The following is a 24,379-nucleotide window of genomic DNA, read 5'->3' on the forward strand; positions in this document are numbered from 1 at the left end:
CCCCGTTTCCATTTCCGACCGATGCGCGGCACAAGCCGGGCACATTGCTGGGACCAACGACCATGAGCATGACCTACACATTCGATGATCTGAAGAAGGATGTTGCCGAGGGCCGCATCGACACCGTTCTCGCCTGCCTCGTCGACATGCAGGGCCGCCTCATGGGCAAGCGTTTCCAGGCGGAATATTTCGTCGAAAGCGCCTATGAAGAAACGCATAGCTGCAACTATCTGCTCGCCACAGACATGGAGATGGAAACCGTCTCTGGCTACAAGTCGACGAGTTGGGCCGCCGGTTACGGCGACTACACGATGAAGCCTGATCTCGCCACGCTGCGCAAGCTGCCCTGGCTCGAAGGCACGGCACTCGTGCTCTGCGACGTGCTCGACCACCACACCCATGAGGAAGTGCCGCATTCGCCGCGCGCCATCCTCAAGAAGCAGGTCAAGCGCCTGGAGGCCATGGGCCTCAAGGCCTTCATGGCCAGCGAACTGGAATTCTTCCTCTTCGACCAGTCCTTCGACGATGCCCGCGAGAGCGGCTATCGGGATCTGCGCCTCGCCTCGGGCTACAATGAGGACTACCACATCTTCCAGACCACCAAGGAAGAGGACGTGATGCGCGCGCTGCGCAACGGCCTGCAGGGCGCCTGCATTCCCGTCGAAAACTCCAAGGGCGAGGCCTCGCCCGGCCAGGAGGAAATCAATGTGCGCTATGCCGAAGCCCTCACGATGGCCGACCGGCACTCGATCATCAAGAACGCCACCAAGGAAATCGCCTGGCAGCGCGGCAAGTCCGTCACCTTCCTCGCCAAGTGGAACTATTCCGCCGCCGGCTCCTCCTCGCATATCCACCAGTCGCTCTGGACGCTGGACGGCAAGGAAGCGAAGTTCTTCGACAAGGGCGCCAAATACGGCATGTCCGACCTGATGCGGAATTATGTCGCCGGCCTGCTCGCCCATGCCAGCGAGATCACCTATTTCCTCGCGCCCTATATCAACTCCTACAAGCGCTTCGTCGCCGGCACCTTCGCGCCGACCAAGGCCGTCTGGAGCAAGGACAACCGCACCGCCGGCTACCGTCTGTGCGGTGAGAGCAGCAAGGGCATCCGCATCGAATGCCGCGTCGGCGGCTCGGACCTCAACCCCTATCTCGCCATGGCTGCGCTGCTCGCCGCCGGCATCGCGGGCATCGAGGAGAAGCTGGAGCTTGAGGCGCCCTTCGTCGGCGATGCCTATGGCGGCAAGGACATCCGCGAGATCCCGAAGACGCTGCGCGGTGCTTCCGCCGCACTGAAAGACTCCAAGATGCTGCGCGGAGCTTTCGGCGACGACGTCGTCGATCACTACGTTCGCGCCGCCGAATGGGAGCAGGAAGAGTACGATCGTCGCATCACCGATTGGGAGGTGGCGCGCGGCTTCGAGAGAGCGTAAGGCTCAAGCCAGTCAAGGTCGAACCGGCCCCGGCGCATAACCCTCCAGGGATATTTGCCGCGTGGCTGGATCGGCTATTGTCCGGCGCGAAAATTCATATCGGAAACAGGAAGTCGATCATGACTGTGATCAAATGCATATCCCCCGTGGATGGCTCGGTTTATGCCGAGCGTGAGGCAATGCCGCTGGCCGTCGCTCAGGAGGCTGTGGCCCGCGCCAGGAAGGCGCAGAAGGCCTGGGCGAAGCGTCCGCTGGAAGACCGTATCCAGCTCGTGCTGAAGGGTGTTGCCCGCGTCAACGAGATGGCCGACGAGATCGTGCCTGAGATCGCCTGGCAGATGGGCCGTCCGGTCCGCTACGGCGGTGAGTTCAAGGGCTTCAACGAGCGTTCCAACTACGTCGCCGAGATCGCGGGCTCGTCGCTGGCGCCGATCGTCATCGAGGACAGCGCCAAGTTCGAGCGCCGCATCGAGCGCGAAGCCCATGGCGTCGTCTTCGTCATCGCGCCGTGGAACTACCCCTATATGACGGCGATCAACACGATTGCTCCGGCGCTGATGGCTGGCAATGTCGTTATCATCAAGCACGCCGCCCAGACGCTGCTGGTCGGCGAGCGCCTGGTGCGCGCCTTCAACGAGGCCGGCGTGCCGGAAGATGTCTTCCAGAACGTCTTCCTCGACCATGACACGACCTCGGCGCTGATCGCGGCCAACTCGTTCGACTTTATCAATTTCACCGGCTCTGTCGAAGGCGGCCGCGCCATCGAGCGCGCCGCCGCCGGCACCTTCACGCCTGTCGGCCTCGAACTGGGCGGCAAGGATCCGGGTTACGTCATGGAAGACGCCGACCTCGATGCGGCCGTCGACACGCTGATGGACGGGGCGACCTACAATTCGGGCCAGTGCTGCTGCGGCATCGAGCGCATCTACGTCAACGAGAACCTCTACGACGCGTTCGTCGAGAAGTCGGTCGCCTGGGTCTCCAACTACAAGCTCGGCAACCCGCTCGACCCCGAAACGACGCTCGGCCCGATGGCGCACAAGCGCTTTGCCTCGACCGTTCGCGCGCAGATCGCCGATGCCGTCTCGCGCGGTGCCAAGGCGCTGGTCGATCCCAAGCTGTTCCCGGCCGATGACGGCGGTGCTTACGTTGCCCCGCAGATCCTCGTCGATGTCGATCACTCCATGGAATTCATGACGGAAGAGACGTTTGGCCCGGCTGTCGGCATCATGAAGGTGAAGAACGACGCCGAAGCGCTCGCTTTGATGAACGACTGCAAATACGGCCTCACCGTCTCGCTATGGACGAAGGACAGCGACCGCGCCGCCACTATCGCCCGCGATCTGGAGACCGGCACCGTGTTCCAGAACCGTGCCGACTATCTCGACCCGGCACTCTGCTGGACCGGCGTCAAGGAAACGGGCCGCGGCGGCTCGCTCTCCGTCATCGGCTTCCATAATCTCACCCGTCCGAAATCCTACCATTTCAGGAAAGCATAATGTCCATCACCGCCAACTGGAGCTACCCGACGGCCATCAAGTTCGGGGCAGGGCGCATCGCGGAACTTGCCGATCACTGCAAGGCCGTCGGCATGAAGAAGCCGCTGCTGGTCACCGACCGCGGCCTCTCCACCATGCCGATCGCCAAGAACGCGCTCGACATTCTCGAAGCCGCCGGCCTCGGCCGGGCGATGTTCGCCGAAGTCGATCCGAACCCGACCGACAAGAACCTCGAAGCCGGCGTGAAGGCCTTCAAGGACGGTGGCCATGACGGCGTCGTCGCCTTCGGCGGCGGCTCGGGCCTCGACCTCGGCAAGGCCATCGCCTTCATGTCCGGCCAGACGCGCCCCGTCTGGGACTTCGAGGACATCGGCGACTGGTGGACCCGCGCCAACCCGGCCGGCATCGCGCCCATCGTCGCCGTGCCGACCACGGCCGGCACCGGTTCGGAAGTCGGCCGTGCTTCGGTCGTCACCAATTCCGAGACGCACACCAAGAAGGTCATCTTCCACCCGAAGATCCTGCCTTCGGTGACGATCTGCGATCCGGAACTGACGGTCGGCATGCCGAAGGTCATCACCTCGGGCACCGGCATGGACGCCTTCGCCCATTGCCTCGAAGCCTATTGCTCGCCGTTCTATCATCCGATGAGCCAGGGCATCGCGCTCGAAGGCATGCGCCTTGTCAAGGAATTCCTGCCGCGCGCTTACAAGGACGGCACGGATATCGAAGCCCGCGCCCACATGATGTCGGCGGCCGCCATGGGCGCCGTCGCCTTCCAGAAGGGCCTTGGCGCGATCCACTCGCTGTCGCACCCGGTCGGCGCGATCTACAACACGCATCACGGCATGACCAATGCCGTCGTGATGCCGCCGGTGCTGACCTTCAACCGCCCGGCTATCGAAGCGAAGATCAACAGTGCTGCCGCCTATCTCGGCATTGCCGGCGGCTTCGATGGTTTCTTCGACTATGTGCTGCGCCTGCGCGAAGAACTCGGCGTGCCGGACAAGCTCTCGGCGCTCGGCGTCGGCACGGACCGCATCGACGAAATGTCGGAAATGGCCATCGTCGACCCGACGGCCGGCGGCAACCCGGTGGAGCTGACGCTCGATGCGGCCAAGCGCCTCTTCGTCGAGTGCATCTGAGTTCGGTGAGCTGATTTTCGGGGCGGCGGTCAATCGATCGCCGCCCCGATTTTTTATGACAATGGTTACCAATTGCGTCGCATGATGCCTGTCATCAGAATGTCATGCGACTGTCATGATTTGCCCGCTCCCGGTGCAGCCAGACGGTCTGAGGCGGCGGTAGTGCGATGGCGGTCATATCGGTAGCGAACGCCAAGGGCGGCTCGGGCAAGACCACGGCAGCGGTCCTGCTGGCGACGGAATTCGTCGAGCGCGGCGAACGCACCGCGCTTCTCGACTGCGACGACCTGAAGCTCGCCGCCGGCTGGGCGCGCACGGCGCGGCTCGGCGAGGGGCTGACGCTGGTCGATGCCGTCGCGGTTTCCAATCTCGCCGGTTATCTCAAGGCGCTGCGCGCCACGCACGCGCATATCGTCATCGATCTCTCGGGCGCGCGCGATGCGCTCGTCGCCTTCGCCGCCGGGCTTTCCGATCTCGTTCTGGTGCCGGTGCAGGGCTGCGCCATGGACAGCCGTGGGGCCGCGCATGTGCTGGAACTCATCGATCTCGTCAGCGCCAATTCGCACAAGCCGATCAACCGCGCCGTCGTGCTGTCGCGCGTCAATCCGCTCGTGACCACCCGCGCGCTGCGCAGCGTGAAGGCCCTGCTCGACGGGGCGAAGATCCCGGTCATCGGCACGCCGGTCATCGAGCGGGCCGCATTCCGCGACATGTTCGAGACGGGCGGCACGCTCTATTCGATCGCCGCCGACCGGACCAGCAATCTCGACAAGGCGATCCTCAACATGCAGACCCTTGCCGACGAGGTGCTGCATTTCGCGTCGGGCGACGCGAGTCGAAAATTTTTGGTGCGGGCGAGCACGGGTGCCGCCATGCGGGTGGTTCAGTCCGCAATGGCCGCTCCGGCGCCCTGAATTTTTACCGTTAACAATTGACAGAAACCCGGAGAACGCTGGTTCTTCGGGTTTTTTCTTTGCGGATGTCCATTTTACCGTGCCATCTCATTAATCTTCGCGATACGCAAATTTCCATTTCATTAACCATCTTTTGAAAGATTTGATTAAGCGGGCGCCATCTCCACCGGGTCGTCTGACGAGAGCGATGACCAAGCTCGCAGCATTTTTACGAGGAAGACATGCCAGTCATCACATTTGCCAATGCCAAGGGCGGCGCGGGCAAGACCACCGCGGCGCTCATTCTGGCCACCGAGCTTGCAAGCCAGGGGCACCGCGTCACCATTCTCGATGCGGATCCGCAGCGCTGGATCAGCCACTGGCACGAGATTTCCGGCCGCCAGCGCAACATCGCCGTCATCTCGGAAGTCTCCATGGCCTCCCTCCAGTGCCATATCCGCGAGAACCGCGACACGACGGACTATTTCATCATCGATCTCGCGGGTGCGCGCGATGCACTGGTCGCCACGGCCATCGGCCTGTCCGACCATGTAATGATCCCGGTGCAGGGCTGTGCGATGGATGCGCGCGGCGGGGCACAGATCCTCGAGCTTCTGAAGCAGCTCGACGAGAAGGCCGGCATCCGCATCAACCATTCGGTCGTGCTGACCCGCATGAACGCCATGGTGACGACGCGCGCGATGACGGCAATCAAGTCGCTCCTGTCCTCCCGTGGTGTGACGGTTCTCGATACGCCAATCGCCGAGCGCACCGCTTTCCGCGATATCTTCGACTGTGGCGGCACGCTCTATTCGATGGACCCGGCCAAGGTGAGCAACCTCGACAAGGCGCGCGAAAACGCCCGTCTCTTTGCCGAGGAGGTGCTGCGCCTCATGCCGTCGCGCAAGCGTGTGGCTACCGAGCGCGGTTTCTTCCGCACGCTCCAGCGCGCGGCGTAAGCGGCTGGAATTGATGACTGTCAGAAACGGCTGCGACCAATGGCGCGGCCGTTTTCTTGAATAAAAGCAAAGCTGGTAATGAACAATTTACCATGCTCCACCTAGGGATATGGCATCGGAAAGCTTGTTCCCATGGACCCATGACGGGTCGCGGGCGTGACGATGCCTTTGGTATTGCCGGCCTGCTGGACGATCGCCGCTTTCTCCTCTTGCCGCCAGGACTTTCAGCATGAAGCCAGCCTCCGGGACCGCCAGCCAGAACCACGATATCGCCCGCCGCCTGGACTATCTCGGCCTCGACGAGGCCGCGCTGAAGCGCCTGCGCAGCCTGAAGCCGTTCATCGAGAAGGAGCTCGGCCCGGCGCTCGACAAGTTCTACGGTGTCGTGCGCAAGAGCCCGGAGGTCAATCACCTCTTCTCCAACGATGCGCATATCGACCGCGCCAAGACCGCGCAGCTTGGCCATTGGGTCAATATCGCCGCCGGCGATTTCACGCATGATTATGCCGCGAAGGTGCAGACGATCGGTCATGTGCATGCCCGCATCGGGCTGGAGCCGCGCTGGTATATCGGCGGCTACGCACTGATCGTCGAACATCTCTTGGCGGAAGCGGTCAAGTCGTTCTGGCCGAAGGGAGGCCTATTCTCACGCAAGGAGATCGAGCCTGAGGAATTTGCGGCGCGTTTCTCCAGCCTGCTCAAGGCTATGTTCCTCGATATGGACCTGTCGATCTCCGTCTATATGGACACATCCGACGTTACCAAGCAGCAGGCGGTGCAGGCACAGGTGCTGGCGGAGGAGCGCAAGCTCGTCAGCGACAGTTTCGGCGCGGCGCTGAAGCGCATTTCGGACGGCGACCTGACGGCGCGCATCACCGGTGCGCTGCCGGAGGCCTATGAGACCCTGCGCGAGGATTTCAACCACGCGATCTCCACGCTGTCGCAGGCGATTGGCAATATCGGCGTCGGCGCCGGTTCGATCCATCTCAGCGCGCAGGAAATCGCGGCTGCCTCCGACGACCTTGCCAAGCGCACCGAGCGGCAGGCGGCCAATCTTGAGGAAACGGCGGCGGCTGTCGAGGAGGTGACGACCACCGTCCGCCAGACGGCGCAGAGCGCCAACGAAGCGAATGCGCTGGTGCAGGCTGCACGGGGCAATGCCGAGCGCAGCGGCGAGGTGGTGGAGCAGGCGATCACAGCCATGGGCGAAATCCAGGCCTCGTCCTCGGCCATCGCCAACATCATCGAGGTGATCGACGAAATCGCCTTCCAGACCAACCTTCTGGCGCTGAATGCCGGCATTGAGGCCGCGCGCGCAGGCGAGGCGGGCCGTGGCTTTGCCGTCGTCGCTTCGGAAGTGCGCGCACTCGCCCAGCGCTGCGCCGATGCGGCGAAGGACATCCAGAACCTCATCGCCAAGTCGCATGGCCAGGTCGAGGACGGCGTGCGCTCGGTCAACGAGGTTGCCGATTCGCTCAGGCTCATCGTGACGCAGGTCGTGGAAGTCAGCAGCGTCTTCGATGCCATCCGCTCCAGCACCGCCGAGCAGGCGACAGGTCTGCAGGCCGTCAACCAGGCCGTCAACGCCATGGACCAGATCACCCAGCAGAACGCCGCCATGGTGGAAGAAGCCAACGCCGCGAGCCAGGCCTTGACGCAGGAGGCCGCCTCCATCGCCGCCCAGCTCAGTGCCTTCCGTACGGGCGGCACCGCCCAGCCGGCAAAGGGTTCCGGATACAGTCGCGCGGCATAAGCCGTCTTCGCGAAATCAAGCAAAAGGCCGGGCTTCTGCCCGGCCTTTTGGTTTGAGGTTCACAATTCGGAAGTAGGAAACGAAAAAGCCGGCCCAATGGACCGGCTCTTCATCTCTGGCTTATGCCGTGTGTCAGTCGACGAATTCGACCGTCACGCCGGCGCTCGTCATCTTGGCAAGCTCGGTTGCGTCCCAGTTGGTCAGGCGGATGCAGCCGTGGCTCTGGGTCTTGCCGATCTTCGACGGTTCCGGCGTGCCGTGGATGCCGTAGGTCGGCTTGGAGAGTGCGATCCAGACGGTGCCCACGGGGCCGTTCGGGCCGGGTTGCAGGGTCAGCACCTTGTTGTTGGTGCCCTGCTGGAAGTTGATCTTCGGGTTATAGGTATAGCCGGGGTTCAGCGCGATGCGCTCGACCGTGACGAGGCCGGACGGCGAGGGCGTGTCGGCCGAGCCGATGCTGGCCGGATAGGCGGCGATCAGCGTGCCGGTTTCATCATACGCGAGCACCTGCTTGCGGCCCTTGTCGGCGAGGATTTTTGCGACCTTGCCGGTCTTGGGCACACCGGTATCGATGACCTTGACGATCGTACCGGGGATCGTGAAGTCGACGCCCGGATTGATCTCCTTGAGATAGGCCTCGTCCATATGGAATTTCTCGGCCAGCATTTCGGTGGTCGAGGTGTAGGAGAGGTGCGGCAGGGCGGCCTTTTGGGCGTAATCTTCCGGAATGGCGGCGACATAGGGGCCGGCGGCATCCGCGGCGGTGATTTCATAGGTGGTGAAGGCCATGCCGCCGGAGAGGCGCAGGCGCTCCAGAATGTCGTCGGCATTGTTCGGATCGAGCGTGTCGCCCGTCGCGTTCTGCCAGGCCTCGATCGCCTTGGTGACGTTTGAGCCCTTCTTGCCGTCGATCACGCCGGGCGAGAAGCCTTCGCGGTCGAGGAACACCTGGAGGGCCGTGATCTCGGCGGACGACATCTTGCCGAGCGCCGTCGCGGGCTGGAATTTTGGGCCGGGCACGAATTCGGCATTCGGATCGGTCGTCTCCGGCAGGGCGGCACTGTCGTCGTTGCCGTTGGAGAAGTCGGGCATCTGCTGCTGTGTATTGAAGTCGGCATCGGGCAGCGTCTGGCGCTCGATATCGCCCGGCAGCGCCTCGCGCATTTCCGGCACGGAGCTGGTGGTCAGGTCGTCGCCGAAATCGGACGAGGGGGCCGGCGGGAAATAATCCGGATTGGTTTCCGGATAGCCGCTGACCTCGCGATAGCGGTGGCGGCGATAATTGTTGTTGCGCGCGAAATAGCGGTCGGCCGGCATGGCGGTGGCGACGACATTGCCCCAGTTGTCGACCAGAACCGTGTTGCCGCGGTTATCCCGAGCCCAGCGCACGCTGCCGTCGTTGGGGACATAATCGAGAATATCGCCCTCCGGCGAGACGAGAACCGTATCGCGGGTGGATTGCTGTGCATGCGCGGGCGCCAAGGCGATTCCCGTCAAGGATGCCGCTATAAGGAGCGAAACGCTTGTTTTAAAAATAGAATTCACGACTCTTGACCTGCCAGCTTGCACATATCGCGCGGACGGAACACTTCAATTCAGACCTTAATATGGAAAAACTGAATCGATGGTGAACGTAACGTCAACGCCGTGTGCAAAAACTTGTGATCGGGTTTCCCGCGTCGGCGAAAAATTATGTGCCGACAGGCGGCTAACGGTGGTGTCGGCGAAACGTTCCCACTAGCATGCCCCGGCCTATCGCCCTTTGCCGGAGTTTTGGATGACCTTCGCCCTGACCGCCGAAACGCCAGACCAGTCCTTCCGTCTCGAGCTGACGCCGCACTCGGCGCTGGATGTCGGAAGCGCGATTTTTCACGGCGTCGACCTTTCGCCCGGATCGGCCGTTCCCTCGGATGGCGATCCACGCATCGACAGGGCGCTTCCCGGCTTCCTCTTCACCTGCGGGCCGGATCACATCCGCCACCCGGTGCCGATCGAAGGTGCCATCGACGGTCGGCGCTACCCGTTGCACGGCTCGCTCTCCTCGCATCCGGCAAAAGATATCCTGATCGAGGAGGACGAGTGTGAGGTCATCTGCGAGGGGCGTGTCGCCGTTTCGCTGGCCCATGGCGGCACGGCGGAACTGGTGCGCCGCTGGCGTGCCGACCGGTGCACCGGCCATATCACGCTTGACGACACTGTCTTCAATAGCGGCGAGAAGGCCTGGCCGCCTTTTGCCATGTACCATATCAATTTCGGCACCGGCCTTTTTGATGAGAACACGCGGCTGACCGGCGCGATGCTGCCCGGCGGCAGCCTGCCGTGGCGCTTCGACGAGGGCGATATGAAGATATTCTGCGTGCCGGCGGCCGAAACGGCTGAACACGGCTGGGCGGAGATCGCTGTGGGGCCGATCGCAGCGATTGGCGGACGCAGCATGGTCATACGCTTCCGCACCGATACCTTGCCCTATCTCCAGGTCTGGCGGAACCAGTCGCCGGGCTGCGCCGTGCTCGGCATCGAGCCGGTGTCGCACCGGCTTGTTTCCCGTGAAGAGCTGATTGCCTCGGGTGAAGCAGAGGACTTTTCAAAAGGCGAGAGCGTCGATTATGGCCTTTCCCTAGAAATCCGCTAGATTTTGCATGATTGACGCCTTTATGGTGCGGGCTTAAACGGGAGCGCACCAATCGCGAAAGGATTTGTCCATGGATATCCGTGAGATCAACGACGAATATTCCGTCTCCGGCCAGATCACCGTCGAGGACCTCGACGCGATCGCCGCCATGGGCTTCAAGTCCATCGTCTGCCATCGCCCCGATCACGAGGAAGCCGGCCAGCCGGAATTTTCAGCCGTTGCCGCCCGCGCACAGGAACTCGGTATCCAGACGGCCCATGTGCCCGTCGGCCCGATGGGCGTGACGGCGGAAGCCGTCAACGGCATGATGGACGCGCTCGACGACCTGCCGCGCCCGATGCTCGGCTATTGCCGTTCCGGCATGCGCTCGACCAAGACCTACGAGCAGGCCCAGCACCTTCGCGGTTAAAACTAAAAGGGGCGGTTTTCACCGCCCCTCAAAGATCACTTCCCGCTGCGGATATCCGAAAGCGTGCGCGTTGGCGTGATCGCTTCGGGGTCGAGTTTCACCTCGATGATCGCCGGCTTGCCGCTGGCGCGGGCGCGCAGGAAGGCAGCGGCAAAATCGTCCGTCTTTTCCACCGTTTCGCCGTGGCCGCCATAGGCGACGGCAAGCGCTGCGAAATCGGGGTTGGTCAGGTCCGTGGCGCTGACGCGGCCGGGATATTCCCGCTCCTGATGCATGCGGATCGTGCCGTAGATGCCGTTGTTCACGACGACGGTAATGATCGGCAGATTGTAGCGTACGGCGGTCGCAAATTCCTGGCCGTGCATCATGAAGCAGCCATCGCCGGCAAAGCAGATGACCTCGCGCTCCGGGAAGAGCTGCTTGGCGGCCACGGCGGCCGGCAGGCCGTATCCCATCGACCCCGAGGTCGGCGCCGCCTGTGTGGCGAAACGGCGGAAGCGGTGGAAGCGGTGCACCCATGTCGCATAGTTGCCGGCGCCGTTTGCGAAGATCGTGTCGTCGGCGACATTCTCCTCGAGCCAGGCCATGATCGGACCCATCTGCACGTCGCCGGGGCCGGCCATGGGCGGTGTGGACCACTTCAGGAAGGACTCGTGCATGGCGGCGGTGCGGGCAGCCCAGCGCGGCGTGCTCTTCGGCGAGATGCCGTCAAGCGCTGCGACGAAATCCTCCGGGGCTGCGCAGATAGCGAGATCCGGACGGTAGACGCGGCCGAGTTCGGACGGGTCGGGATAGACATGCACCAGCTTCTGCGCAGGGTAGGGGACTTGCAGCATGCTATAAGTGGAGGACGGCATTTCGGAATAGCGGCCGCCGAGCAGCACGACGAGGTCCGCCTCGCGGATTTCCTTGCCTAGCGCCGGGTTGATGCCGATGCCGCTGTCGCCGGCATAGTTGGGGTGCTGGTGATCGAACAGCATCTGTCGGCGGAACGAACAGGAGACCGGCAGCGACCAGCGCTCGGCAAAGTCCGTGAAGGCCGTGACGCTCTCTTTCGACCAGCGCGTGCCCCCGAGGATGACGAGCGGGCGTTCGGCGGCTTCGAGCAGGTTCGTCAGTTCGGCGATCTGCTTGCGGCCGGGATGGGCCTCGACCGGCATATAGGCCTGCGGCTCGACCGTCTCGACCTCGTCCGTCAGCATGTCCTCCGGCAAAGCCAGCACGACCGGGCCGGGACGGCCCGAAGTGGCGACGGCGAAGGCGCGGGTCACGAATTCCGGAATGCGGCGGGCATCATCGATCTCGGCCACCCATTTTGCGACCTCGGTGAAGGCGCGGCGGTATTCCACTTCCTGGAAAGCCTCGCGCTCGCGCGCATCGCGCTGCACCTGGCCGATGAACAGGATCATCGGAATGGAATCCTGCCTCGCGATATGCAGGCCGGCCGAGGCATTGGTGGCGCCCGGACCGCGCGTGACCATGCAGATGCCGGGCTCGCCCGTCAGGCGCCCCCAGCAATCGGCCATCATCGCAGCACCACCTTCCTGGCGGCAGACGAGCACGTCCACATCCGTGTCATGCAGCGCATCGAGCACTGCGAGATAGCTTTCGCCCGGCACGCAGGCGACGCGCTTGACGCCATTGGCAACGAGGGCGTCGACGATCAACTGGCCACCGGTCTTCATGCGCTTTTCTTTCCTGCTTCAAGCGTTGCGAGTTCTGCCATCACGGCATCGGTATGTTCGCCGAGCCGCGGGCTGGGGCGATCGTAGACGAGCGGCGTGCCGGAGAAAACGATCGGTGTGCGTACGCCGGGAATAAGATTGCCGTCGGCATCGGGCAGGTCGACGCGCAGGCCGCGCGCTATAACCTGCGGGTCGTCGAAGGTCTCGGCAATCGAGTTGATCGGCCCGGCCGGCACGCCCTCGCGTTCGCAGGCATCGAGCAGTTCGGCCTTGCTGAGCGCGGCCGTCGCTTCCGTAACGAGGCGGCGTACCTCGACCCGGTTGGCAACACGGGCGCGGTTGGTGGCGAAGCGCTCGTCTTCCGGTACGCCTGTGAGCTTCAGGATGCCGCAGAGCTTACGGAACTGCCCATCATTGCCGACGGCGAGGATGATGTGGCCGTCAGAGGCCGGCACCACCTCGTAGGGCGAGATGTTCGGATGCGCATTGCCGAGCCGCGCCGGCGCGTTGCCGGAGGCGAGGAAATTCATGTTCTGGTTTGCCATGACGGCGGACTGCACATCGAGCAGCGCCATATCGACATGCTGGCCCTGGCCGGTCTTCATGACGTGGATGAGCGCGGCCTGGATCGCGGTGACGGCATAGATGCCGGTGAAGATATCGGCAATGGCGACGCCCGCCTTCATCGGTTCGCCATCCGGCGCACCCGTCACCGACATGAAGCCGGACATGCCCTGCACGATGTAATCGTAGCCGGCGCGAGCGGCATAGGGACCATCCTGGCCAAAGCCGGTGACCGAGCAATAGATGAGCTTCGGGTGCTTCTTCGCTAGGCTCTGGTAGTCCAGCCCGTATTTGCTGAGGCCGCCGACCTTGAAATTCTCGATGACGATATCGGCGGTCGCGATGAGACGGTGAACCGTCTCGCGGCCTTCCTCGGTCTTCAGGTCGACGCTGATCGAGCGTTTGCCGCGGTTGGTGGAGTGGTAATAGGCGGCCGAAAGGTTCTCGCCGTCCTTGCCCATCACGAAGGGCGGACCCCAGGCACGCGTATCATCACCGCCGTCGGGGTTTTCGATCTTGATGACATCGGCGCCGAGATCGGCCAGCATCTGTCCGGCCCAGGGGCCTGCCAGAACCCGCGCCAGCTCGATGACCCTGATGCCCGACAGCGGCAGGTTCGACTTCTCCATCGTGTACTCCTCCTGGGTGGCCAGCGCAGACGGCCGGCCGTCGGGCTTTCCGCCCGTTTTCCCTTGGATAACAAAAAGCCGGCAGGCACGAAAGCCGGAGGCCAGGGAGAGATCATGACGCCTCAGACTGACTTGATGCCTGCTTAGGCGGCGCCAGCTGGCCTTTGTCAGATGGGAGCCGAGACAGGTGCCGCCGCCCCTATCTTGTTGAGCTGCCGCTCACGCCAGATAACGTAGAGGCCCGACGCGATGATGATGCCGATCCCGAGCCATTTCAGCGCGTCCGGCAGGTCGCCGAACACAAACCAGCCGAGGATCGTCGCCGAGACGATCTCAAGATATTGCAGCGGCGCGAGCGTGGAGGCTGGGGCCGAGCGATATGCATAGACGCCGAGCACGCCGGCAATGGTGGCCGCGACGGCCGCGCCCGCGATATAGAGCGTGTGCTGCATGTCCGGCATGACCGGCGTCAGGAAGGCAATGCCGGCGCGGCTGCCGAAGAAAAGCAGCAGGCCGGCAAACAGCGCGCCCCAGAGGCCGGCATAGAACTGCATGGACCACGGGTCCTCCTTTTGCGCGACAAGGCGCGTCAGGAGGAAGAAAAGCGCAAGCGAAAACGCCGCGACGACCGGCAGCAGCGCGATCCATCCCACCTCCTGCAGGCTGGGCTGGATGACCAGCAGCGAACCGAAGAAACCGACGCCGCAGGCCGTGTAGCGCCGCCAGCCGATGGTCTCCTTGAGGAAGAGCGCACCCAGAATGGTGAGGATGATCGGCTCGACGAAGAAGATCGCGATGGCATCGGCCACCTCCATCACGGCCAGCGGCGTGACGAAGCTGATCATGGTGATCGCCATCAGCAGGCCGCGGGCGGCATGCAGACCCATCTTGCGCCACGTTACGGCAAGCAGCGTGCCGCGATAAAGACAGATCGGCCCGAGCACCGTCATCTGGAACAGCAAGCGCACGAAGGTGATCTCGGTTGCCGGAACGGCCGTCACCGCAAGCTTGGCGAAAATATCGATGATCGGCGAGATGAGCACCGAGAGCACCATGAGGAGGAGCCCGAAGCCGATCTCCTGGCGCGGCGGCGTGGTGGCAGATGAGGTCATATGTGTTCCGCAACCCGTCGCTTTTCGGCGATGACCCGCCGGCACCAGCCGGCAAAGGCTTCGATGGCGGGGTCGCGCAGGACAGGGCTTTCATTCAGCGTTTCGTGGCGCATTCCGCGATAGACCGTTGTCGTGACGTCCTCAAGCCGTGATTTTTTCAGTCGCTCGGCAAAGGCCACCGTCGCCTTGCCGAAATCTGTTGCGGGATCCTCGTCGCCGCCGACAAGATTGACCGGCAGGTTTTTCGGGAGCTTCGAAATTCCCTCTGCAGAGGCGTCGGCGAAGGTGACGGCGAAGATGTCGATCCACATGGAGACATTGATATCGAAGCCGCAGAGCGGATCGGCGATATAGGCATCGACTTCAGCGGCATTATGCGACAGCCAGTCGAAGGCGGTACGGTGTCCGGCAATCGCCTTGCCCCAGGCGGCGAAGGTGAGGCGCGGCAGGATGCCGCTCGGCACGTCGGATCCCTTCAGCATGCGTTCGGCGGCGAGAACCACCTGCGCGATGCGCCCGGCAAAACCGGGCTCGAGATTGGAATTCCAGACGGCCAGCGCATCGATATCTGCCGGGTGGGTCTCGGCGAAGGCCAGCGCCATGAGCCCGCCCATCGAATGGCCGAACAGCACGACCGGCAGGCCGGCATGGCGGGAAACCGCATGGTCGCGCACCGCCCGCATGTCCGCGATCACCCGCGAAATGCCGTTGCGCGGCGCAAACTGGCCCTGCGGCGCGTCCAGTGCGGTGGTGAAACCGTGGCCGCGGTGATCATGGGCATAGACATGCAGCCCTTCGCCCGCCATGCGCGCGGCAAAGGCGGCGTAGCGCGCACTGTGTTCGGCAAGGCCATGGCTCAGAAGCAGGATGCCGCGCGCCTCGCCACGCGCCGCCTCGTGGCGCAGCGCAAGCGTCGCGCCGGTTGCGCTCTTGAGCGTTTCAGCCTCTGAAAACACAGTCCGTCCTCCATTTCCTAGAGGTCAACGCGATTTGCCATGCAAAGACAATGGGATGCCGCGTGTATTTTTGCTTCGGCTCCCGCATTTCGCGATCTATCCGATTCATGGTTGCATTTCCTTGATTTTTGGTTGTATATGATCTTGTTTTGTTCTCATTCGGGAGCCGGTCATGAAGACGAATGCTGCCTTGCCGTTCAAAGCCGTCTTTTCTTTTTTTGTCCTGTGTCTTGCCTGCCTTGGTCTCCCGCATCCGGTCGCCGCACAGTCCGCGCCGGAAAAGGTCGTGGTGCGGGAAGTCCTTTCCGTCAGCTGGCAGCGCGGTTATTGCGCGGCGCGGTCGAAAAGCCGGGGCTGCGCCGATTTTGCGGCGACGTCGCCGGCGGCCAAGCAGTTTTCGCTGCTGGGCCGCTTCCAGGTGCGGAAAAGCTATTGCGGCATCGATGCCGCGCTCCAGCAGAAGGCGCGCAAGGGCAAATGGACGGACCTGCCGGAAATCGTGCTGGCGTCGGCCACGAAGGACCGACTGCTTGCCGCCATGCCTGCCGCGAAGCTCGGCCTTGACCGGCAGCAATGGCTGAGAAGCGGCAGCTGCGTCGCCGCCTCGGCCGAGGTTTATTATAGCCGCTCGCTGGACCTGCTCGACCAGTTGAACACCTCTCCGGTGCCCGCCCTTTTCAGCGGCAAAGCCGGAGCGACGGTGACGCTTGCGGAGGTCCGCGCCGCCTTCGATAAGGCTTTCGGTCCCGGTACCGGGGAGCGCGTTCGGCTCAGTTGCCGCAAGGGTGCGGATGGCAAGCCCATCGTTATCGGCCTCACCATCGGGCTTGCGGCGGGTGAGGGCACGCTGGAAACCTTGATCGAGGGCTCATTACCCACCAAGTCGCGCTGCACCGAGGGCGCGACGGGTATGGCGCAGGCGGGTTAGGGGCGTGAGGCCGTGGCGGACGGCGGGCCTCTGCCGGTCGGCTGTGTCGAGGATATTGTTCCCGTGGAGGGTCGCGCACGGTCCGTCACCGGGATGATGGATTGCCATTCGCCTGTGCGCCGCGGCTTTCGCAGATTGCCGCGGGCGGAGAATTACCCTACATAGCGGGCAAATTTGTCCGATCCGGAGCACGTTCGCATGGCACGCCAGTTCATCTATCATATGTCGGGGCTCAACAAGGCCTACGGCGCCAAGAAAATCCTCGAGAACGTCAACCTGTCGTTCTATCCCGATGCCAAGATCGGTATCCTCGGCCCGAACGGTGCGGGTAAGTCGACGGTGCTGCGCATCATCGCCGGCCAGGACAAGGAATATACCGGTGAAGCCTGGCTCGCCGAAGGTGCGACGGTCGGCTATCTGGAACAGGAGCCGAAGCTCGATCCGGCCAAGACCGCCTTCGAGAACGTCATGGAAGGCGTGGCCGACAAGCAGGCCGTGCTCGACCGCTACAACGAACTGATGATGAACTATTCCGACGAGACGGCGGACGAGGGCGCCAAGCTCCAGGACATCATCGACAGCCAGAACCTCTGGGATCTGGAACAGCAGGTCGAGATGGCGATGGAAGCCCTGCGCTGCCCGCCGAAGGACGCCGACGTCACGCTGCTGTCGGGTGGTGAGCGCCGCCGTATCGCGCTCTGCCGCCTGCTGCTGTCGCAGCCGGACCTGCTGCTGCTCGACGAACCGACCAACCATCTCGACGCCGAGACCATCGCCTGGCTGGAAAAGCACCTGCGCGATTATCCGGGTGCCGTGATGATGATCACACACGACCGCTACTTCCTCGACAACGTGACGGGCTGGATTCTCGAGCTCGACCGTGGCCGCGGCATTCCCTATGAAGGCAACTACTCCGCCTATCTGCGGGCCAAGGCCAAGCGCATGCAGCAGGAAAATCGCGAAGAAGCCGGCCGCCAGAAGGCGCTGTCGCGCGAACAGGAATGGATCGCCTCCAGCCCGAAGGCCCGGCAGGCCAAGTCCAAGGCCCGTATCAAGGCCTACGAACAGCTGGTCGATGCGGCCGAGAACATCCGGCCCGGCGATGCGCAGATCATCATCCCGGTTTCCGAGCGTCTCGGCAACGTGGTCATCGAACTGGAAGGTATCAAGAAGGGCTTTGACGGCCGCACGCTGATCAACGACCTGTCGATCAAGCTGCCGCCGGGCGGCATCGTCGGCATCATCGGCCCGAACGGCGCCGGCAAATCGACGCTGTTCAAGATGATCACCGGTCAGGATAAGCCGGACGCCGGTTCGATCCGCATCGGCGATACCGTGCATCTCGGTTATGTCGACCAGAGCCGCGATGCGCTCGACGGCAACAAGACGGTCTGGGAGGAAATCTCCGGCGGTGCCGAAATCATCAAGCTCGGCAAGTTCGACATGAACTCGCGCGCCTATTGCGGCGCCTTCAACTTCAAGGGCGGCGACCAGCAGCAGAAGGTCGGCAACCTGTCGGGTGGCCAGCGCAACCGCGTGCACCTCGCCAAGATGCTGAAGGCCGGCGGCAACGTTCTGCTGCTCGACGAACCGACCAACGACCTCGATACGGAAACGCTGGGTGCGCTGGAAAGCGCGCTGGAAAGCTTCGCCGGCTGCGCGATCATCATCAGCCACGATCGCATGTTCCTCGACCGTCTCGCGACGCATATCCTGGCCTTCGAAGGCGACGGCCATGTCGAATGGTTCGAAGGCAACTTCGAGGACTACGAAGAGGACAAGGTCCGCCGTCTCGGCCCCGATGCCCTCAACCCCGGTAGCCAGTCCTACAAGCGCCTGACGCGCTGATCGCTCAGCGGCGTGAAGTTCAGCCGCCACCAAAACGGGCGCGTTTGTTCGCTCTTCCTGAAAAACCCCGGCTTGCCGGGGTTTTTCTTTGGGCCTGTTGATGGAAAGATCGGCGACACGGATTTTGCCTTGCGCAACGCGGCTTAATCACATAAACATATCTTTATGTCTTGATTGGAAAGATCATGGGTGACAAACTTGGACTGGATGACATCGTGGAGATCCTGAAGGCGGCGGGCGAGCCGACGCGCCTTCGGTTGCTTGCGCTCCTGTCGCATGGCGACCTGACGGTGACGGATCTCACCGACATCCTCGGCCAGTCCCAGCCGCGCATCTCGCGCCATCTGAAGCTGCTGGCCGAAGCGGCACTCGTCGATCGTTACCAGGAAGGCGCCTGGGCCTTCTTCCGCCTCAGCCAGGGCGGCCCCGCCGTTACGCTGGTGCGCCAACTCCTCGAAGCCTCCGAACCGGCCGATGCAGTGTTCGCCCGCGACGATGAGCGGTTGCGCGCCCTGAAGAAGGTCCGCTCCGACAAGGCGCAGGCCTATTTCAGCCGCAACGCGGCCGAGTGGGACGCGGTACGCCGCCTGCATGTCAGCGAAGCCGAAGTGGAGGCGAAGCTCGCCGCGATGATCGGCACCGAGCCGGTCGATGGTTTTCTCGATCTCGGCACCGGCACGGGGCGCATCCTGCAGCTCTTCGAAGGTCTCTACCGCCGCGGCGTCGGCGTCGACGCCAGCCGCGACATGCTGGCTGTCGCCCGCGCCAATCTCGATCGTGCCGGCATCACCAAGGCATCGATCCGCCATGGCGACATTTTCAACCTGCCGCTGGAGCGTGACGAATTCGACGTCGTGACGATCCATCAGGTGCTGCATTTCCTCGACGAGCCGGACGCGGCGGTCGGCGAGGCCGCGCGCATGCTGGCCCCCGGCGGCCGCCTTGCCATCATCGATCTCGCGCCGCATGCGCTGGAGCACCTGCGTGACGAGCATGCTCATATCCGCCTCGGCTTCTCGCACCAGACGATGTCCGAATGGCTGGAGAAGGCGGGCCTCGTCGTCGAGGAGGTCGTCGATCTCCAGCCCGCGCATTCGTCCGCCGATGCGCTCACCGTGACCATCTGGCTTGCCCGCGATACCCGCGAACAGGCGGCCGACCCCATTGCCATCCGCAGGAGGAGTTGACATGACCCAGGCGACCGCCATCCCGGCCCGCAAGGACATCCGCCTGTCTTTCGAGTTCTTCCCGCCGAAATCCGCGGAAGCCGAAGGGCAGCTCTGGGAGACGGCCGCTGCCCTTTCGGCCTACGATCCGGGTTTCCTATCGGTCACCTATGGCGCCGGCGGCTCCACCAAGGAGCCGACGCTGGCAACGGTTCGCCGGCTTCTCAAGATGGGCTTGCCGGCCGCTTCGCATCTCACCTGCGTTGGCGCCACGAAGGAAGAGGTCCATGCGGTGGTCGCCGACTTCCAGGCTGTCGGCGTCAGGCATTTCGTGGCGCTGCGCGGCGATCCGCCGGGTGGCGTCGGAACGCCCTACCAGCCGCATCCCGGCGGTTATGCCAATGCGGCCGAGCTGACGGCGGGCCTGCGCGGCCTTGCCGATTTCGAGATTTCCGTTTCCGCCTATCCGGAAAAACATCCGCAGAGCCCTGACGTCGCCGCCGATGTCGATATGCTCAAGCGCAAGGTGGATGCGGGCGCGACGCGGGCGCTGACCCAGTTCTTCTTCGAGAACGACGATTTCGAGCGTTACCTCGAGCGCGTGCGCAAGGCCGGCATCAGCATTCCGATCGTGCCGGGCATCCTGCCGGTGCACAATCTCGGGCAGGTCCAAAAATTCGCCGGCCTCTGTGGCGCGAGCGTGCCCGTGTGGCTCGCCGATCGTCTCGGCCCCTACGACGACCGGCCGCAGGAGCGCGCCGCCGTTGCCGTCGAGCTTGCGATCCGCCAGGTGGAGGATCTGATCGCCCGCGGCATTTCGGAGTTCCATTTCTATACGATGAACCGCGCGGCCATGGTCTCGGCCGTCTGCGATGGCGTCGGCTTCGTCAGGAACGACCGGCAGCCGGTAACCGGCGCTGCGGCTTGAGCCTTTATCGATTGTGCAAACAAAAACGCATGGCGCCGTCTCCGGGGCCATGCGTTTTTTGATAGGTTCGGCAGGGTTTGTTGCTTTTGTCCCTGACCTCTCTGACTGCGCTTGGGTCGCCTAGATAAAAATCATGGTGGCGACGAAGAGGAACGCTGCACTGATCATCAGAACATTCAAGGAATGTGTGAGTCCCATGGCTGACCTCCTTGCGTTGACGGATCGATATTACGACCGAAAAAAGCGTGTTGGAAAGGCGTTTTGTTGCTGCGTTGCAACATCCGGGCTTAGCCGGGTGTTTATTCACAGAGCTAACCTACTGAATTTTCTCCTCTATTGTGCATGCCACAAAAAATTCACAATCCTTATCGGATGACGGGTGTCGACAGAGTTCATTTACCATAATGGTGCAGGTCGCCGTCCGTATCCTGGCAGTTTAATGAAATGATCGGGATGATCGTTTGTTCCCGTGCTGAGTGAGTCGCTAGCGCCCGCGCAAACGGGCGACGGCGCGTCCATCCAGCACCACCAGGCCGAAAAGAACTAGCGCCATGCCGAGAATGCCAAGCGGCGTCGGCGTTTCGCCGAGGAAGAGCATGCCGGCGATGATGGCGCTGGGCGGCACGAGCAGCGTGACGAGCGAGGTGTTGGTGGCGCCTGCCGCCGCCATAATCCGGAAGAACAGGATGTAGCCATAGGCCGTGGAGATGAGCGCCAGCGCGAGCACGGCGAGGATCGCCGACAGCGGCGGCAGGGGGAGTTGCCAGGGCGTATCGAGCGCGAAGGAGACGGGCAGCATGAGCAGTGTGGACGCCGTCATCTGGCCGGCGGCGATGACCGGCGGGGCGGTGCCGCGGAAGCGTTTGCCATAGGTCGCGGCAAAGCCGTAGGAGACCGCGGCGAGCACGGGCAGCAGCACGGCCCAGAGCGGTGGTCCGCTGTCACCGGTGAAGGGGGCGAGCGCGCGCGGGCCGATCAGCACGGCGGTGCCGACGAGGCCGATCAGGCAGCCGGCGACTTTTTCCGACGAGAGCTTTTCATCCGACGTGAATTGATTGGCGATGAGTACGGTGAAGATCGGCGTGGTCGCGTTGAGGATCGAGGCGAGGCCGGCGCCGATCTGCGTCTGGCCGAGGAAGATCAGCATATGCGGCACGGCATTGTTGATGAGGCCGAGCAGCAGGAATTCGCGCCAGCGGGTGCGCAGCGTTTCATAGATGCCGAAACGGCCGGCGACATAGATATGAAGCGCAAGGGCGGCGATGCCGACGCGCAGCAGCACGAGCGTCGCCGGCGGCACATGGCTGACGGCGACGCGGGCGAAGAAGAACGAGCCGCCCCAGATCATGCCGAGCAGCGCCAGCAGACCCCAGGTCTGCGCGTTCATGCGGGTCGGTGCCGTTACGGTCTTGTCCATCGTTCCCCTCCAGACCATGCGCCAACGAAAAGAGCGGCCGCCGGTTGGACCGTGCCGCCGCTCTCAGTCTCGTCGCTTCATAGCACTGGCGCGGGGAACCGCCACCCGATTTCCGTCAGAGGGCGGAGAGCAGCGCCTGCGTCGCCCAGCCATCGGCGGGAAGGCCGAGCTTCTGCTGTTCCTTCTGGATGGCCGTGCGCGTGCCGGAGCCCAGAATGCCGTCGATCTTGCCGACATCGTGGCCCAGCGCGTTCAGCTTGGTCTGCAACTGCTTCATGGCCTCTTCCGACAGGCCTTCCTCCGGGTTGCCGCGCTCATAGGGCGGAGCGCCGGCGAGGCGGGTCGCGAAATAGGCGGCGGAGGTCGTGTAGATGAACGACTGGTTCCATTCGAGATAGATGTTGAAGTTCGGATAGGTCATGAAGGCCGGGCCCTTGCGGCCCTGCGGCAGAACCACCGAGGCTTCGAGATTGCCGAAGGACGTGTCGCCGTCCCGCGGCTTGACGCCGAGGGCAAACCAGTCGGCCGCCTTCATGCCCGGCTGCAGGCCGGTCTTTTCGAAGGGCAGGTTCTCGGGGATGGAGATTTCCTGGATCCACGGCTGGCCCTTGGTGAAGCCGAGGCTCTGGATGAACTTGGCCGCCGTCAGGATGGCATCCGGCGAACTCTGCTTGACGTTGATATGGCCATCGCCATCGCCGTCTACGCCATAGGCGATGATGTCGCGCGGCAGCATCTGTACCTGGCCGATCTCACCGGCCCAGGCACCCGTCGTGCCGTTCGGATCAAGATCGCCATGACCGACCATCTCGATGGCGGCCAGCAGTTGCGGGCGGAAAATTTCCGGGCGGCGGCAGTCATGGGCGAGTGTCACCAGCGCGTTGCGGGTGATGAAATCGCCCTGCACGGCGCCGAAGTCGGTTTCCATGGCCCAGAAGGCGGCGATGACCGGGCCGGGCACGCCGAATTCCTGTTCGGCGCGGCCGAAGACGTCCGAGAGGTCCTTCAGCTTCTTGCGGCCGATATCGAGGCGCGCCTGGCTGACCGTGCGCTTGGAGAATTCAAGGAAGGTCTGGCGGAAGACGCCCTGGGCGCGGTCCCGCGACAGGACCTTCTGGTCGAGGGCGGCACCGGCCAGCGCGCGGTCGGCCACCTCGGCGGAAACGCCGAGCGTCTGGACCTCGGCCTTCACGCCCTGAAGAAAGGTGCTGAGGTCGCCGCCACAGGCCGTTGAAGGCGCTGTTGCCGTCTGCGCATGCGCAGTCCCGGCAAAAAGAAGGGCCGTGAGGCCCGCTGCGAGTGTCGTTTTCAGGTTCAGCCGCATCTCAATGCTCCCTAGGGTCCGTCGCCCTGCCGTCTTGGATTCTTGCCTGCCGTCTCCGCAAAGTTGCAGAAGCGACGGGCTCTGATGTCCGGCTGTCTCAAATGAATGTGACGGAAGCAAGAAGAAAAAGGCAACCGCAGCGCGCAGCCACCCTTTTCACGACATTGTGCCTCCGCTCGGTACCGGTCTTAGTGGGTGACCGAGGCCACCCACTTGTTCCAGTTCTTGGCCGAACCGGCAAAGACGTTGATATCGGTGTTTGTCGTTACACCCGGCACGACGCCCGTCGAGGTATATTGCCAGAAGGCCCATTTGCGCGCGGAGTAGATGTTCTCCGGGTGGTTGGCCACCGAGCGCAGCCAGAAGTGATAGCCTTCGAAATGGCCGACGAGATTGTCGCGGTGGAAGTCGACCGTCGTGTAGATGATCGGCCGCTTGCCATAGTGCTTTTCGAGACGATCCATGAAGCGTTGCAGCGCGGTGCGCACCTCGTCGGCCGGCGGGCGGATCTTGCAGGTGGGCGACGCTGGGTTCCATTCGGCGTCCAGCACAGGCGGAAGCTGCACGGCCTCCTTTGGCACATTGGCGATGAACCAGTCGGCCTGAGCATCCGCCGTCGAGCAGAAATAATAGAAGTGATAGGGCGCGTGCGCCACGCCGGCGGCGTGCGCGCCGCGCCAGTATTCGCCGAAGCGGTCGTCGAGGCGGTCGGTGCCCTCGGTCGCCTTGAGGAAGGCGAAGGAGACGCCGCCCTTCTTCACGGTCTCCCAGTCGATATCGCCGTTCCATTTGGAGACGTCGATGCCGTGCACCTGATGGCGATAGGGCGTGCGGGTGCCGAAATCCTGCGGGTCCTTGTCCTCGAAACGGGGAGCAACCGAAGCCGTCGACGCGAAATCGTAATCGGTGGTGGAACAGGACGTGGCGAGGAGGGCGAGGGGCAGCAAAGCCAGAATGAGCCGACGCATAGAGGTCCCGTTGTTCGCGCGATTGCCGATCCTGCCTCGAACGAAGCGGGCCGTAAAGGGGAGCGCGCGAGACAGGTCCTCGACCTATCGCGGATTTCCATAAAATTATGGTTAGCGGGTGATTAAACGGG

General features: G+C 63.3%; 20 protein-coding genes. 12 read left to right on the forward strand and 8 right to left on the reverse strand.

Annotated features, from left to right (window positions below; translation table 11 throughout):
- Positions 1–68 precede the first annotated feature (68 nt).
- The 6 genes from ACOZK4_RS08065 (at position 69) to ACOZK4_RS08090 (ending at position 7,682) form a co-directional block, all read left to right on the forward strand.
- Positions 69–1,433: a glutamine synthetase family protein gene (locus ACOZK4_RS08065; RefSeq protein ID WP_421591504.1), complete on the forward strand. Its 1,365-nt coding sequence runs from the start codon at positions 69–71 to the stop codon at positions 1,431–1,433.
- A 119-nt stretch (positions 1,434–1,552) separates the two neighbouring features.
- On the forward strand, positions 1,553–2,932 hold the full coding sequence (locus ACOZK4_RS08070; RefSeq protein ID WP_421591437.1) for an aldehyde dehydrogenase family protein: 1,380 nt from the start codon (positions 1,553–1,555) through the stop codon (positions 2,930–2,932).
- Entirely contained in the window at positions 2,932–4,077 is a 1,146-nt protein-coding gene (locus ACOZK4_RS08075) for an iron-containing alcohol dehydrogenase (RefSeq protein ID WP_421591438.1), read from the forward strand. Before ACOZK4_RS08070 ends, ACOZK4_RS08075 begins: the two co-directional genes overlap by 1 nt.
- A gap of 167 nt (positions 4,078–4,244) precedes the next feature.
- The gene (locus tag ACOZK4_RS08080) at positions 4,245–4,991 is read left to right on the forward strand and encodes an AAA family ATPase (protein WP_421591439.1); all 747 of its coding nucleotides are present in this window, start codon (positions 4,245–4,247) and stop codon (positions 4,989–4,991) included.
- Between the two features lie 221 nt (positions 4,992–5,212).
- Complete coding sequence (locus ACOZK4_RS08085; RefSeq protein ID WP_421591440.1) at positions 5,213–5,929, forward strand: AAA family ATPase; 717 nt, start codon at positions 5,213–5,215, stop codon at positions 5,927–5,929.
- A 229-nt stretch (positions 5,930–6,158) separates the two neighbouring features.
- Entirely contained in the window at positions 6,159–7,682 is a 1,524-nt protein-coding gene (locus ACOZK4_RS08090; RefSeq protein WP_421591441.1) for a methyl-accepting chemotaxis protein, read from the forward strand.
- Positions 7,683–7,814: 132 nt separating this feature from the next.
- Here the strand turns inward: ACOZK4_RS08090 and ACOZK4_RS08095 are convergent, their stop codons facing one another.
- On the reverse strand, positions 7,815–9,170 hold the full coding sequence (locus tag ACOZK4_RS08095; protein WP_421591505.1) for a L,D-transpeptidase family protein: 1,356 nt from the start codon (positions 9,168–9,170) through the stop codon (positions 7,815–7,817).
- A 289-nt stretch (positions 9,171–9,459) separates the two neighbouring features.
- Between ACOZK4_RS08095 and ACOZK4_RS08100 the strand changes: the two genes are divergently transcribed.
- Entirely contained in the window at positions 9,460–10,314 is an 855-nt protein-coding gene (locus ACOZK4_RS08100) for a DUF4432 family protein (RefSeq protein ID WP_421591442.1), read from the forward strand.
- 70 nt (positions 10,315–10,384) lie between these two features.
- The gene (locus ACOZK4_RS08105) at positions 10,385–10,723 is read left to right on the forward strand and encodes a TIGR01244 family sulfur transferase (protein WP_421591443.1); all 339 of its coding nucleotides are present in this window, start codon (positions 10,385–10,387) and stop codon (positions 10,721–10,723) included.
- Between the two features lie 35 nt (positions 10,724–10,758).
- On the opposite strand, the gene ACOZK4_RS08110 is transcribed toward ACOZK4_RS08105, so the two are convergent.
- The 4 genes from ACOZK4_RS08110 to ACOZK4_RS08125 form a co-directional block, all read right to left on the reverse strand.
- Positions 10,759–12,408: a thiamine pyrophosphate-binding protein gene (locus ACOZK4_RS08110; protein ID WP_421591444.1), complete on the reverse strand. Its 1,650-nt coding sequence runs from the start codon at positions 12,406–12,408 to the stop codon at positions 10,759–10,761.
- Complete coding sequence (locus ACOZK4_RS08115) at positions 12,405–13,601, reverse strand: CaiB/BaiF CoA transferase family protein (RefSeq protein ID WP_421591445.1); 1,197 nt, start codon at positions 13,599–13,601, stop codon at positions 12,405–12,407. Before ACOZK4_RS08115 ends, ACOZK4_RS08110 begins: the two co-directional genes overlap by 4 nt.
- Before the next feature lie 167 nt (positions 13,602–13,768).
- A complete protein-coding gene (locus tag ACOZK4_RS08120) occupies positions 13,769–14,713 on the reverse strand; it encodes a DMT family transporter (RefSeq protein ID WP_421591446.1) in 945 nt (314 codons plus the stop codon).
- Positions 14,710–15,669 carry an alpha/beta fold hydrolase gene (locus ACOZK4_RS08125; protein ID WP_421591447.1) on the reverse strand — a complete coding sequence of 320 codons (960 nt, stop codon included), beginning with the start codon at positions 15,667–15,669 and terminating at the stop codon, positions 14,710–14,712. The genes ACOZK4_RS08120 and ACOZK4_RS08125 overlap by 4 nt, the downstream gene beginning before the upstream one ends.
- A gap of 172 nt (positions 15,670–15,841) precedes the next feature.
- On the opposite strand from ACOZK4_RS08125, the gene ACOZK4_RS08130 reads away from it, so the two are divergent.
- The 4 genes from ACOZK4_RS08130 to metF all read left to right on the forward strand — a co-directional run bounded on the left by ACOZK4_RS08130 (position 15,842) and on the right by metF (position 20,539).
- On the forward strand, positions 15,842–16,597 hold the full coding sequence (locus ACOZK4_RS08130) for a ribonuclease (protein ID WP_421591448.1): 756 nt from the start codon (positions 15,842–15,844) through the stop codon (positions 16,595–16,597).
- 198 nt (positions 16,598–16,795) lie between these two features.
- Positions 16,796–18,445: an energy-dependent translational throttle protein EttA gene (ettA, locus tag ACOZK4_RS08135; protein ID WP_421591449.1), complete on the forward strand. Its 1,650-nt coding sequence runs from the start codon at positions 16,796–16,798 to the stop codon at positions 18,443–18,445.
- Between the two features lie 185 nt (positions 18,446–18,630).
- Positions 18,631–19,632 carry an ArsR/SmtB family transcription factor gene (locus tag ACOZK4_RS08140; protein ID WP_421591450.1) on the forward strand — a complete coding sequence of 334 codons (1,002 nt, stop codon included), beginning with the start codon at positions 18,631–18,633 and terminating at the stop codon, positions 19,630–19,632.
- 1 nt (position 19,633) lies between these two features.
- A complete protein-coding gene (gene metF / locus ACOZK4_RS08145; protein ID WP_421591451.1) occupies positions 19,634–20,539 on the forward strand; it encodes a methylenetetrahydrofolate reductase [NAD(P)H] in 906 nt (301 codons plus the stop codon).
- A 484-nt stretch (positions 20,540–21,023) separates the two neighbouring features.
- Here the strand turns inward: metF and ACOZK4_RS08150 are convergent, their stop codons facing one another.
- The 3 genes from ACOZK4_RS08150 to ACOZK4_RS08160 form a co-directional block, all read right to left on the reverse strand.
- Positions 21,024–21,956, reverse strand: a complete 933-nt coding sequence (locus ACOZK4_RS08150) for a DMT family transporter (RefSeq protein WP_421591452.1) — start codon at positions 21,954–21,956, stop codon at positions 21,024–21,026.
- Between the two features lie 115 nt (positions 21,957–22,071).
- Positions 22,072–23,280, reverse strand: coding sequence for a lytic murein transglycosylase (locus tag ACOZK4_RS08155; protein ID WP_313525841.1), 1,209 nt, complete (start codon positions 23,278–23,280; stop codon positions 22,072–22,074).
- Positions 23,281–23,468: 188 nt separating this feature from the next.
- Positions 23,469–24,248 carry a GH25 family lysozyme gene (locus tag ACOZK4_RS08160; protein WP_421591453.1) on the reverse strand — a complete coding sequence of 260 codons (780 nt, stop codon included), beginning with the start codon at positions 24,246–24,248 and terminating at the stop codon, positions 23,469–23,471.
- Between the last annotated feature and the right edge of the window lie 131 nt (positions 24,249–24,379).

The organism is Shinella sp. M27 (assembly GCF_049199905.1).
Taxonomy (GTDB): domain Bacteria; phylum Pseudomonadota; class Alphaproteobacteria; order Rhizobiales; family Rhizobiaceae; genus Shinella.